The following is an 11912-nucleotide window of genomic DNA, read 5'->3' as shown; positions in this document are numbered from 1 at the left end:
GCTAGCCTGGGTGCCATGGCCACGCTTGCGTGGCAGGTCTTCCCGCACCGCAAACGCTTCTTATGCCCACGCCCTGCGTGGGCATGGCACCGGCCACCCGACCCATTCTTCCTAAGCCTCGCAGGCTCAACAGAGATAGCAGCGAATGTCCATAGAATAGGTGGCCGTGTCGGCGTATTCGGAATTACCCTCAATCTCGACTTAGATTGTGTCGATTACCACACGGCCGAATTGTCAGCTGTCGCATGGCGATTTGATTGCGTTGGGCACTGTCCGTCGAGCGTTAGGGATCGCCAGTCATGGAACGTAGGGAAGCCTGGAAATTGGCTTCGTCGTGTCGGATGTCTGATCAGCCCTCGGGCCTGGCGATCGCTGCGCGGATTTTCGGCAGCGGCCGAGGCCGGACGGAAGCAGGTCCGACTGTTGTTCCCACTTCTATGCGGCCGGATCTGCCGAGTCGCTCGCTGGGTGAAAAACCCCAGGCTGCCCGGCCAACCACCAGCAATGCCGCTCGGGCATTTTCCCTGCCGGCGATGCTTTTGGGACTGGGCGTAGCGTTCAGCGTGGGATGCGCGACCCCCATATCGCTTAAGAGCGGCGACTACGGCGTGCCTGGCCAGGCCACCGAAGAACAGGTGGCGATCTTTAAGGCCAAGAGCGATTCGTACAGCAGCCTTCGCCAGCCGGTCGGTTTGGCTCCGGACGCGACATCCAAGATCTCGCCGGCAAATATGCCGAACAAGACGTCAACGGCCAGCGACGACTCACACACGCAGCAGCCGCTTAAGAAGTCGTTCAAAGATCGATTCGCCGGCCTCTCGAAGAAAGGGCGCGGTGGAGAGGCTTCCGCCAAAGACGCCGCCGCTCGGGACCGCGGTGCCGGGCTACAGCCGGGCCAGATCCAACAAGTTCAAGCCCTCGCCCCCTTGGCCGATGGGGAGCAGACCTCGTCACGCGCGAATCAGGCGGCGTTTCAGGCGCGATCCGGGGCCGGTCAAGGTGACGATCCGTTCGACGTGGGATCATCCGATAGTGCAACCGCCGCGCCGGCGCCGGGACCTCCGGAACCGACTGCCGCCCCACCGAAATCGAATGACACGGACCAAGACGAAGGGGACGGCGATGGCGACAACGCCGGCGACGGTGATGGCAACAGCAACGGAGATGGCGACAGTGATGGTGACGTCGGCGATGACAACGACGGCGCGATGGGTGGGCCGCAGACCGAGGACGACTATCTGAAGGTGATCGGCGCCGAGCCCTTGGAAATGCCCGTGCCGGGGACTCGGGGCGCCGCGACGCGCGGGCCATCGCGTCCGGTCAACCGGGAACCTTCGATACGACCCGACGAGCTTGGTCTGCAATCGGGACCTGATCTGAAGCTGGGCAACAATACGACTATGTTGCACCTCGACGGCGTGGACGTCCGCAAGGTGTTGGAAATGTTAAGTCGCGACCACGCCCTGAATATTCTCGTATCGCCCAACGTGAAAGGGACCGTGACCGCCGATTTGTCGTCCAACCTATCGGTAGAGCAAACGCTGGATGCGATTCTGAAATCGTGCAATCTGGGTGCCCGGCACGAGAATGGCATCATCTACGTTCACACGCCCGAGGAACTCAGAGCCAGAAACGGCGGATCGAAGGAAGACAAGGTCGACATTCGCGTGTACCGGCTGAATTACACGCGCAGTACCGACATCAAGAAAATGATCGAACAATTCCTCAGTCCCGATGGGCATATCACCGCTACTCCGGCCAGCCAGGTGGGCATCCGTCCGATCAATCCGATCAGCGGTACGGCAGCCAGCAGTGGCGGCGGCTCTTCCGGTGGCGGTGGCGGCGGCGGTGGAGGAGGAGGTGGTGGTGGCGGCAGTAGTGGCGGCGGCCAGCAGTCGCTGTCCGGCGGCGACTCGTTAGCGAATGAAGAAGCCCTGGTGATCGAAGATCACGAATCGGCGCTCATGAAGATCGACCAGGTCATCATGCAATTGGATGTGCAACCGCAGCAGGTCTTGATCGAAGCCGTGATCCTGTACGTGACGCATACGAACAGTTGCGACCTGGGGGTCAACTTCGGCCTTCTCGACGGGGCGGGCAACATGTTGGGTGTGTTTGGCGACGGAGCGACGTTGAACGCGGCCGCCGGCTTCTCGCCGCTGGGAGTTCTCACGTCAGGTTTGATCCGCGGCGGTATTCCCGCCACCGCCACATCGGGAACCAGTTCGACATCATCGGGGACCACGGGCCCGTCTAACACCGGCTTTGCTACCGACGACCAGGCTTTCAAGTTTGGTAACTCGAGCCGGAATCTGACCAGTTTCGTCTCGGCACTACAAACGATCGGCTCGGTCGAAGTGCTGGCCACGCCGCGCCTGCTGGTGCTGAACAAGCAACTCGCCGAGTTGCAATTAGGAGACCGGTTGGGCTATAGCACGTTCAGTCAGAGCATCGTCAGCACCACCCAACAAATTAGCTTCATGAACGTGGGAACTCTGCTGCGCGTGCGACCGTTTATCTCGAGCGATGGCATGGTCCGCATGGAGGTCCACCCCGAACGCAGCACCGGCGCCATCGTCAACAGCATTCCGCAGGCCAGCACGTCGGAAGTCACGACCAACGTCATGGTCCCCAACGGCGCCACGCTGGTCATCGGCGGTTTGATGGACAAGCAAGTCGAGATCACGCAGAACGGCATTCCCTGGTTCAGCACCTTGCCTGTGGTCGGGGCGTTTTTCCGTAATCGTTCGACGAACGTCGTCAAGAAAGAGTTGATCGTGCTGCTGACCACGCACATCTGGAACCCCAACAGCGGCTGCGAGATCAAATTCAACGACGGCTTCCCCTCGAAGCAATTGTTGTCGGCCGGCGTGCCAAAGCCCTTGCCGACCGTCGTGCAGGGCAAATTCTAACGTCGCCGGGCCGGCGCTCGTCTTGCCGCTGCGTACGCGCCCGATTGTGCGGCGTGTACTGGTTCTGCGAGGTCTTGTCGTAGCACTTTCGCAACGTCACCGCGCCCGTGTGCAACGTGCCGCCAGTGGTGCCAGCCGCGTGCGCGAATTGTTTCATTCGCGCGGACGTGAAGCGGCGAATTGCCAGCACGAAAATTGACAATCCAATGTATTGGCCTAAAGACTTTACTAGCGTTGCACATGCAATTGCGGAGAGCAGATTAACACTTCAAGTCGTACCCATGCGGCTGGAAGGTCGATGGACGCCATTGCACGGGATGTTCCCGTCGCGTCCCGCTCCGCGCGGCAACCACACGCACCAAGCTGTGGAAGTTAAAGGAGAAACACATGCGTCGTCGACCGTCGTCTGAGTTGTCACGTGGAGGGTTTACCCTCGTCGAGTTGGCCGTGGTCATCGTGATCATCGGCGTTTTGGCATCGTTCGGCGTGCCGCGCTTCCTGAAGTCGGTCGAGCGTTCGAAGGCCGCGGAAGCGTTCAACTACCTGTCGGCCGTTCGCGACTCGCAGGAACGCTACCAATCGCAAAACGGCACCTATGCCAGCGCGATTCTCAACCTCGACATCAGCTTTCCCGCCCCCCAATATTTCACCGTTGCCGATCCCGTTGCGGGCAGCACGGGCAGCCTCGAGAACTCGTGGAGCTCGACCTTGACGCGTAGCGGTTCATCGTCGGGTTACGGCGCCTACACGGTGATCTTCACCGAGTCGGGTTTCGACACCACGAACAGCACCATCCCGAATGACATCAATCCGAGCGGTGCCACCATTTCCGGTAGCGGCAGTGGCAGCGGCAGCGGGAGCTAGTCCTGCTGTGCATTGCTTAGTTTGAGTCGACGGCTCCGAGGGCGGCTGATTCGTCAGCCGCCCTCTTTTTTCGCCCACGTGACAGTCGGTTGAGTTTCAGATGCTGGAATTCAAAGCACATACCTTGCCTTACGCGAGAGTGGTCTGTGAAAGCGCTGCTGGCCAAATTCATGCCCTACAAGGGCCTCGGCCTGTATGTCGGCGAGGATGAAGTCTTCGTCAGCAAGGTGGTCAGCACACCGCTGGGCCTGGTAGAACTTGCGCGTCACAGCCAGAAGTATGCGGCCGATCAACTAGACGACGTTGTCGCGCAACTTCTCAAGCCACTGGTCGATCCCAAGAAGCGCGGTGTTCCTGTGGCCGTCGGCGTGCCGACGCGGCGGGTTTTCTTCTCGACGCGACCGCTAAGCGCCAGCGGAGCAGCCAATTCGGCGCAAACCGTCCTGCGAGAGATGCTGCAATCCCCCAATGTCTGTATCGACGAGCTGTCGGTGCAAGTCGTCAAGGGCGAGTTTGGCAAACGCAAGTTGGCCAGCGTGGTCTCCTGCCGCCGCGAGTATCTGTTCGATCTATTGCAGACGCTGCGCGAAAGCAACGTGCAGCCCTTCCGGACAGAGCCGGCGCCGTTTGCTTTGCTGCGGGTGGCGATCACGAAACGTCGCGTGCGCAGGTCCAAGCCGGCGCTGCGTTTGTTTTTGGGCCAGCGCGAGGCGCTGGCCGTGGTCACCGCCGGCACGATGTGCGTGCTGTGGAAACCGTTCAAATTGGTCAGCGGCAACGAGCTACCGGCCCTCTGCTCGGCAATCCGCTCCTGCCAGACGTTGGTCAGCCATTTTGGCATCGATGCGCCGCTTGATATCGTCGTCGTACACGGCCGCGCCGATCTGCGCGGCGAGCTCACGCGCGACGAATTCGCGCAGAAGGTCGGAGCTACGGTCTCATGGTGCGAGGGGCCCGAGCTGACCGGCGAAGCCGTGGCCTATGGACTGGCTGTGGGCTGCCTGGGTGAGCAATCCAGCGAAGTGGTCGACCTGTCGCAATCGCTGACGCCCAGCCCTTCGTTGTGGCAGATATTTCCCCTGGGCGAATGTGCCGTGCAGGTCGCGCTGGTGCTGTGCATGGCGTTGTTCATGCTAGGTCGATCGCACCACGCGCGCAAAGAAGTCGCGCCGCTGCGCGCCGAGCTCGCTAAACGATCGTGGGCCGTTCCGAAGCAGCAGGCGGACCTGCTCAAGGAACAACGCGATCTGACGCAGAAGGTCGACGCGATTCAGAAATTCGTCGGCAGTCGCGTGTTGTGGACCAGGTACACGTACGACATCGCCGGCCGGCTGCCCGAGAACGCCACGCTGACCATGTTCCAGGGGGTGTGCGAACTCGACGATCCCACGAAGGGCAAGACCAAGAAATCGTTCAGCGTGCGGGCCGAAGCGCCCATCGGCGACGACGGCGCCACGCCGAAGGAGATCGATGGTTTTTTAACCGCGCTGCGCGGCCACCCGATGTTGCAGCAGGACTTTCCCTTGGTCGAGCTGGCAGACATTAAATGCACCCAGCCGAACACCAAGGATAAAAAACCTACCGCCATGTTTACGGTCGTGTGCCTGCCGAAAGCCACCACAGGCGGACCCGCGGCGCCGAAGCCGGCCGGCAAGGAGGCGCACAAGTGAGCGTTTCCCCGCGCAAGCGTCGTCCTTCGGACAAAAAGAAGAGCGGCCGCCGCATCCAGAATGCCAACCAGTTGCGCGTGCTGTTAACCGGTGCCGTACTGGCCGTGGCCTATATGGGAATTTACGGACCGCTGAGCGCCCAGATCGACAAGAGCCGCGAGAACCTGGCCGTGGAACGAAAGCGGCTCGACGTCGTCCGCGATATCGACAAGCTGCGCGAACAATATAAGAGCTTCAAGGATCGTTTGCCGGCCAAGTCAGACACCAACGAATGGGTTCAATACGTGCTGGGTGGCGTGCGCAAGTTTCCCTTGAAGCTGCTGACGCTCGACCCCGACAAGGTGCGTGATGTCGGCCCCTACAAGGCCGTGGTTCTGCGAATCGATCTGGAAGGGGCCTTGCGCGACATCAACGACTTCTTGAAGTGGCTGGAAACCAACGACCGTTTCATCCGGATCGACTCGGTCAGCATTCAACCCGTCCGTAACGGAAAGGGAATGCTGATGGTGAGTCTGACCGTGGTGGGGATCATGGGTTGATATGTCAACAAGAGTCGCCAAGTTGGTGCCGATTGGCGTCGTGGCAGGCGCGATGGGTTATTTCTGCTGGTCGCACTTCGATGCGCCAGCGGTGATGGCGCCGCCGGCGAAAGCGGCCGCCAAGACGCCTGAGTTGACCGCGGCGCTGCTTTCGCCCCCCGCGGCGCCGGATCTCGAGCGCGATCCTTTCGCGCCGCCCACCGTCGAGATGCCGCCCGAGCCGGCGCCGCGCGCACCTGACAAGCAAGCGAAGGCCACGACCGCGCCAGGAGCGCCCGCAACGGCCGCGCAGGGCAACAAGCCGCGGCAACCAGGGGCGCCGGTACAGCGCATCGAAGGGCTGGTGCTGAGTGGAACGTACGTTCGCGGCAAACGCCGCATGGCCGTGATCAACGGCTTGCTGTACAGCGAAGGAGAGCAGATTACCCCGGCAGGGCCAACGGCCGTGGCGGCTTCCGTCGCGCGGGTGGAGGTCGATCGGGTGATTGTGAGCATCGACGGTCGCCACGCGGAACTGGCCTATGCCAGCCACGAGTCGCCGACCAAAGATACTCCGGCGCGGGCCTCGATCAAGGCCCACGCTCCGGCAGTGCATCCAGGCGGTGATCCGCCCGCAGTCAAGCACGAAGCCCCGGTCGAGAAGCACAGAATTGCCGCTGAGGAGCCGCCGCAGGAAACCGAGTCCGACGTCCACGCGCCCGCCTCGGGCGAGAAGCGAAAAGCGGCGGCGGATCGCGCCCGCGAACTCTTGGAAGCGACGCACTAAGGTGCACCATGCCCATAGCAGAACTTAATGACTCCTTGCCCACAGTCGTGCAGTTGTTGCTCGACAAGGGATTGCTCAGCCCGGAGCAGTCGGAGGAATTGCGCAACGCTCAGCCCGGCGAAGGGGGGACCGTCGAAACGTTGCTGGTCGAGAAGGGGCTGGCCACAGAGCAAGACGTGGCCGAGGTCTATTCCGAATACCTGGGCGCGCCGATCTTCGCGCTGCCGGAAGACGTGACGACGATCGATCGCACCGTGGCGCGGCAGCTGCCCGAGAAGCTGTGCCGCGACCAAATGATCGCGCCGATCGCGGTCGACGCGGAAACGATCGAGGTCGCCTTCGTCAATCCCGACGGTCTATTGATCGTCGACGAGATCGAGTTTCTGACGGGTCTGGTGGTGAGGCCGGTGATAACCGCGCGCACGGCGCTCGAGACGCTGATCGAGATTTACTTCTCAGCGAACAGTACGCACAAGGCGAAGAAGCGAACGATCAAGCATGACGCGGCGCCGGGCAAGCAGGCGGCCAAGCTCGGCCGGCCGATGGCGCCTGACGAGGTCGACGACGATGAGGATGAGTTTGCGGATGACGAAGAGGTCCTGAACCTGGATCAGTCTCTGCCGCCTGGCCCCGAGGGTCGCGTGATCCAGATCGTCAACGACATTCTCGAACAGGCGTTGAAACAGGGGGCCAGCGATATCCATATCGAGCCGTTCGAGGAAACGTGCCGCGTCCGCATCCGGGTCGACGGCGTGCTGCACGAATTGATTTCCCCGCCGCAGTCGGTCTATTTGCCAGTCGTTTCGCGTTTCAAGATTCTTGCCAAGATGGACATCGCCGAAAAGCGGGTTCCTCAAGACGGCGCCATCGGTCTGAGAACGGCGGAGAAGCGCATCGACTTGCGCGTCAGCACGGTGCCAACCGTGTGGGGCGAGAAGATCGTCATGCGTATTTTGGACAAAGCCGCCATTCCAGTGCAGCTTACCGGGCTGGGATTCGACGAGCGCCAATCCAAAGACCTGACCGAGTCGATCGAGTCGCCGCACGGCTTGATGCTGGTAACCGGTCCGACCGGTAGCGGGAAAAGCACCACGCTCTACGCCTGCCTGAACTTTCGCAACCAGCCCGACGTTAACATCTGCACGGTCGAAGATCCGGTCGAATACAAGTTCGACGGCATGAACCAAATCCAGGTGAAATCGCAGGTCGGCCTGACGTTTGCCAGCGTGCTACGCGCTCTGTTGCGGCAAGATCCCGACGTGATCATGGTCGGCGAGGTGCGCGATCAGGAAACGGCGCAAATTTGTCTGCGGGCCGCGCTGACCGGGCACTTCGTGCTGTCGACGATTCATACCAACGATTCGTTGTCGGCCGTCAGTCGTTTGCAAGACATGGGCATCGAACCGTTTCTGCTGGCCGCCACGCTGCGCGTGCTGGAAGCACAGCGATTGATTCGTCGGCTGTGCAAGGACTGCAAACAGCCTGACGAGTGCGATGAAGCGACCAGCCGCCTGTATGGATTCGACTCAGGACACGAAATCTTTCGCGCCAAAGGTTGCGACAAGTGCCGCGGTACAGGCTACCGCGGCCGCGTGGGCGTTTTCGAGGTGGTCCGCATCACCAGCAACATGGGCGAATTGATTCAAAAGCGCACGCCCCTGCCCGAGCTGCGCGAAGCCGCGCGCGGCGAAGGGATGAAGATGCTGGGGGACAGCGCATTGGACAAAGCGCGCCAAGGAATAACAAGCCTGGAAGAAGCCCTCTCGATCGCGATGGCCAAGGAATGATGGAAAACGAGCAACCGTGAAAACGGGACGTCTGGGAAGTGAAGCATTGCTACGACGTTGAAAGCGACAAAGTGTTTCTAGAGGTGAGATGTCGCCATGAACGAACGAAGACGTTTTGAAAGAGTGCCGTTCTTTTGCGATGTGTCGCTGACGGCATTGCCGGACGGTCCGACCTTCGAGGCGCACTCGTTCGACATCAGCCTGGCGGGCGTGGGGCTGGCCGCACCGCGGGCCCTGGCGCCAGGGTGCATGGTGACGTTGTCTTTCACGCTTCGCGATGGGTCGGGAAAAGAAACCGTGAACAAAGTCAGTGGCCGGGTCGCTCGTTGCGACGCAGACGCCGATGTCAATCGCTTGGGGGTGGAGTTTCTGGAACCCCTCAGTGCCTCGGCCAGCCCGCAACTGATGCGCCGCATCATGAAGATCTAGCAGCAGGAACGACAGCATATGGCATTTGAAGATTGGTTTATCGCCCGAGCGCGAGTGTCGAGCAAACCGCACAAAAAGATCAAGCTCGACGACAAGATGACGTTCTTTCAGCAGCTTTCCACGCTGGTCAATTCCGGCACGCCGCTGATGCAGGCTATTCGCATCTCGGCCGAGCAAAATCCCAGCTTGAAAATGCGGCAGGTTCTGGAGGAGATCGCCTCGAGCATTGCCGCCGGCAGCACGCTCAATGCCGCGGCCGAGCGCCACGGCGAGGTTTTCGAGCACCATTGGATCGGCGTGATTCGCACCGGCGAGATCACGGGTCAAATGGGTTCGGTGTTGTTGGAGTTGAACAAGCAGATTCGCGAATCGCGCGACACGCGCAAGAAGGTCGTCGGCTCGCTGATGTATCCGATGATCCTCATCGGCGTTGCCATCACCGCTGTGACCGTGCTGTTGTGGCTGGTCGTGCCGACGTTCGCCAAGATGTTTTCCGACATGGGGGCCGAGCTGCCCGGCATGACGCAATTCGTCGTCGACGCGTCGGGCTTTATCGTGGCTTACGGCCTGTACATCGTGCTGGCCGTCGGCGCCGCGATCTTTGGCATCCGGCAATATCTGAAAACCGAACAAGGACGCCGCCAGTTTTTGGGAGTGGGGTTAGGGCTGCCCATGGTCGGCGAATTGATCGTGCAAATGGCGATGTACCGCTTTGCCTCGAACATTGCCTTGCTGCTGAAAAGCGGCATTCCCATGTTAGAGACCATGTCGGTGCTGTCGGGAGTATTTCACGCCAACCCGATCTATCGCGACGGATTGGACCGGGCCCGGGCGCGCGTCGCCGGCGGTCGGCCGTTGGCCGTGGCGCTGGAAGAAACCGGCCTGTTCACCTCGATGATCACCGACATGGTGCGGATCGGCGAAGAATCAGGGCAACTCTTTCAAGTTATGGATCAGCTGGCTCCATTCTACAAGGAAAAGATGGAAGGTTTGATTTCCAAGGTCACCAAGCTGCTGGAGCCGATCATCATTGCCGGAATGGGTGTCACGATTGCCGCGCTGATGCTGTCGATTTACATGCCGATGTTCGAAATGGCCGGCAAGGTGCACTAATGCGAGATGGTTTCACAATCCAACGGCGCTGCCGGCGACTTGGCGTACAGCCACGGCGGGGCATCTCGCTGATCGAGATCGTGATGGTCACGGTGATCATCGGCATCCTGGCCTCGTTGACGGTCCCCTCGTTTCATCAGGCGTTGGAACAATCGCGGGCCGATATTGCGTCCGCCAATCTGCGCGCCATTTGGTCGGCGCAGCGGCTGTATTGGCTTGAGAATCGCACTTATGCGGTCGATCTGGCAACCTTGCAATCGCTGGACCTGCTTGATTCTTCCATTTCCGATCAGAACTTTTACACCTACGAAGTCGATTACGCTACTTCGACAACGTTCTCGGCCTCTGCGATGCGCGTGGCGAACCAGACCTGGAATGGCGCCTTCTGCATCGATCAGAGTGGATCGATGTCCGGCGTCCTGTCGGGTTCCGGGGTGACGAATATTGTTCTCAGCTATTAACGCAATGCGCTCGACCATGAATCGCAACACAGCATCTGCGACGATTGCCGCCAGCGCGCGACGGCACCAGCCGCACGCGCGATGGTGCCGCGCGCGCCGGTGGCGCAGTCAGGCCGGCTTCTCGATGGTCGAGGTCCAGGTGGCTCTGGTGCTGTTTGGCATTGCGCTGGCTGGGCTGGGCCCGTACATGGTTATGTATACGAAGCAGTTGAGAAATCTGCAGCAAAGATTTAGTCCACAGTCGGTCTACTACCTTGTTCCCACGGCCGATATTTGGACGCGCAAGCTGGGCGCGGCCGCGGCGCTGGCCGACCAGGATCCGGGAACGATACTGCCGGCCGACACGCAAACCCTGACCCAAAATACCGTGCAGATTCAGTCTCTCGAACGGTCGCTGACCAACCAGACCATCACAGCCTTCATCACGATACAAACGACGCAGCCATGACCAAGAGATACGGCCGCCATCGCCACCGGCGGGCATTCAGCATGGTCGAAGTCACGATCAGCACCGGTCTGGTGGTGCTGCTCTCGATGTTGCTGTCGAATGCCTGGATCGGTCTGGGGCGCCCGTTGCTGCAAAATGCCGCTCGTTGTCACATCGCGCAAGAGGCAGACCTGGCGCTGGCTTGCCTGTCGCTCGACCTGGGAGGTTGCTTGCCCGAAGGGACGGCCGGCGTGAAGCTGGCGAATCAGTTTGTCGGCTGGACTTACCCAGACAATGTCGAGCTTATGCTGTGCTTCGACTCGGCCACGGATCCCAACCTCGTGGCCGATTGGACTCTGCCGGACACGGTGGTTGTCTATGCCGTCGTCGGCGATACGCTGGTCCGATCGAATCAGGCGACCGGTGTGGAATATGTCGCTGCGCAGAATGTCTCGGGTCTGACCGTGGAAGACCAAAGCGGCGATCTGCGAATCATGCTGTCGTTTTTCTATCGGGGTATTTCGCAGACTTACACCATGATCGCCAAAAGACCATGAAGCGCAAACCGCACAGGCCCGGTTACGCGATGCTCTTGGTGCTCGCGTTCCTGGTTATGTTCTTCTCAGTATTGGCGTTGGCCTACAGCCAGCTCGGATCTTTGATTCGCGCCGAGACGGCACGCGCGCAAACGGTCACACGCGACGCGGGCTGCGTTCCGGCGTTGGCCCAAGCGTTGGAACTTCTGGAGACCGGTTATCCGCCGACTAATCCTTTTGTGTGCGGCGTGTCGATCAACACCTCCAGCGGTCCGCAGGCGTTTACCGTCACCTTCGCCACGCAGGATGTCGGCAACTGGTCAGTGCAGGTCGCGCCCACGGCCGACAACGAAAGCCCCGCGCCGATGCCGCTATTATTCACCTCCACGACGCCCCCCTCCTGATAGA

The 11912-nt window shown here is 60.7% G+C and carries 12 protein-coding genes; all 12 read left to right on the top strand.

Annotation, left to right across the window (positions count from 1 at the left end; all coding sequences use genetic code 11):
- Nucleotides 1-299 precede the first annotated feature (299 nt).
- The 12 genes from VGG64_20585 (at nucleotide 300) to VGG64_20530 (ending at nucleotide 11908) form a co-directional block, all read left to right on the top strand.
- Nucleotides 300-2912 (top strand): type II and III secretion system protein, encoded by a 2613-nt coding sequence (locus VGG64_20585; protein ID HEY1602012.1) that lies wholly within the window; start codon nucleotides 300-302, stop codon nucleotides 2910-2912.
- Between the two features lie 387 nt (nucleotides 2913-3299).
- Complete coding sequence (locus VGG64_20580) at nucleotides 3300-3776, top strand: type II secretion system protein (protein ID HEY1602011.1); 477 nt, start codon at nucleotides 3300-3302, stop codon at nucleotides 3774-3776.
- 146 nt (nucleotides 3777-3922) lie between these two features.
- Nucleotides 3923-5446 (top strand): hypothetical protein, encoded by a 1524-nt coding sequence (locus VGG64_20575; GenBank protein HEY1602010.1) that lies wholly within the window; start codon nucleotides 3923-3925, stop codon nucleotides 5444-5446.
- Entirely contained in the window at nucleotides 5443-5985 is a 543-nt protein-coding gene (gene pilO / locus VGG64_20570; protein ID HEY1602009.1) for a type 4a pilus biogenesis protein PilO, read from the top strand. The genes VGG64_20575 and pilO overlap by 4 nt, the downstream gene beginning before the upstream one ends.
- 1 nt (nucleotide 5986) lies before the next feature.
- Nucleotides 5987-6751 carry a hypothetical protein gene (locus tag VGG64_20565; GenBank protein HEY1602008.1) on the top strand — a complete coding sequence of 255 codons (765 nt, stop codon included), beginning with the start codon at nucleotides 5987-5989 and terminating at the stop codon, nucleotides 6749-6751.
- Between the two features lie 8 nt (nucleotides 6752-6759).
- A complete protein-coding gene (locus VGG64_20560; GenBank protein ID HEY1602007.1) occupies nucleotides 6760-8538 on the top strand; it encodes an ATPase, T2SS/T4P/T4SS family in 1779 nt (592 codons plus the stop codon).
- A 96-nt stretch (nucleotides 8539-8634) separates the two neighbouring features.
- Complete coding sequence (locus tag VGG64_20555) at nucleotides 8635-8967, top strand: PilZ domain-containing protein (protein HEY1602006.1); 333 nt, start codon at nucleotides 8635-8637, stop codon at nucleotides 8965-8967.
- 18 nt (nucleotides 8968-8985) lie between these two features.
- Nucleotides 8986-10080 carry a type II secretion system F family protein gene (locus VGG64_20550; protein HEY1602005.1) on the top strand — a complete coding sequence of 365 codons (1095 nt, stop codon included), beginning with the start codon at nucleotides 8986-8988 and terminating at the stop codon, nucleotides 10078-10080.
- Nucleotides 10080-10541: a type IV pilin protein gene (locus VGG64_20545; protein HEY1602004.1), complete on the top strand. Its 462-nt coding sequence runs from the start codon at nucleotides 10080-10082 to the stop codon at nucleotides 10539-10541. Before VGG64_20550 ends, VGG64_20545 begins: the two co-directional genes overlap by 1 nt.
- A 16-nt stretch (nucleotides 10542-10557) precedes the next feature.
- On the top strand, nucleotides 10558-10989 hold the full coding sequence (locus VGG64_20540; GenBank protein ID HEY1602003.1) for a prepilin-type N-terminal cleavage/methylation domain-containing protein: 432 nt from the start codon (nucleotides 10558-10560) through the stop codon (nucleotides 10987-10989).
- On the top strand, nucleotides 10986-11525 hold the full coding sequence (locus tag VGG64_20535) for a hypothetical protein (protein HEY1602002.1): 540 nt from the start codon (nucleotides 10986-10988) through the stop codon (nucleotides 11523-11525). Before VGG64_20540 ends, VGG64_20535 begins: the two co-directional genes overlap by 4 nt.
- Nucleotides 11522-11908 carry a hypothetical protein gene (locus tag VGG64_20530; GenBank protein HEY1602001.1) on the top strand — a complete coding sequence of 129 codons (387 nt, stop codon included), beginning with the start codon at nucleotides 11522-11524 and terminating at the stop codon, nucleotides 11906-11908. The genes VGG64_20535 and VGG64_20530 overlap by 4 nt, the downstream gene beginning before the upstream one ends.
- Nucleotides 11909-11912: the final 4 nt, after the last annotated feature.

This window comes from Pirellulales bacterium (assembly GCA_036490175.1).
Lineage (GTDB): Bacteria > Planctomycetota > Planctomycetia > Pirellulales > JACPPG01 > JACPPG01.
Note: the sequence above shows the minus strand (reverse complement) of the source record. Positions and strands in the feature narration are given on the sequence as shown.

What these genes read in the sequence shown, in the direction of transcription:
- VGG64_20565 (HEY1602008.1), top strand. Translation starts at nt 5,987, where the DNA reads ATGTCAACAAGAGTCGCCAAGTTGGTGCCGATTGGCGTCGTGGCAGGC.
- VGG64_20540 (HEY1602003.1), top strand. Translation starts at nt 10,558, where the DNA reads ATGAATCGCAACACAGCATCTGCGACGATTGCCGCCAGCGCGCGACGG.
- VGG64_20585 (HEY1602012.1), top strand. Translation starts at nt 300, where the DNA reads ATGGAACGTAGGGAAGCCTGGAAATTGGCTTCGTCGTGTCGGATGTCT.
- VGG64_20550 (HEY1602005.1), top strand. Translation starts at nt 8,986, where the DNA reads ATGGCATTTGAAGATTGGTTTATCGCCCGAGCGCGAGTGTCGAGCAAA.
- VGG64_20530 (HEY1602001.1), top strand. Translation starts at nt 11,522, where the DNA reads ATGAAGCGCAAACCGCACAGGCCCGGTTACGCGATGCTCTTGGTGCTC.
- VGG64_20580 (HEY1602011.1), top strand. Translation starts at nt 3,300, where the DNA reads ATGCGTCGTCGACCGTCGTCTGAGTTGTCACGTGGAGGGTTTACCCTC.
- VGG64_20555 (HEY1602006.1), top strand. Translation starts at nt 8,635, where the DNA reads ATGAACGAACGAAGACGTTTTGAAAGAGTGCCGTTCTTTTGCGATGTG.
- VGG64_20545 (HEY1602004.1), top strand. Translation starts at nt 10,080, where the DNA reads ATGCGAGATGGTTTCACAATCCAACGGCGCTGCCGGCGACTTGGCGTA.
- VGG64_20560 (HEY1602007.1), top strand. Translation starts at nt 6,760, where the DNA reads ATGCCCATAGCAGAACTTAATGACTCCTTGCCCACAGTCGTGCAGTTG.
- VGG64_20535 (HEY1602002.1), top strand. Translation starts at nt 10,986, where the DNA reads ATGACCAAGAGATACGGCCGCCATCGCCACCGGCGGGCATTCAGCATG.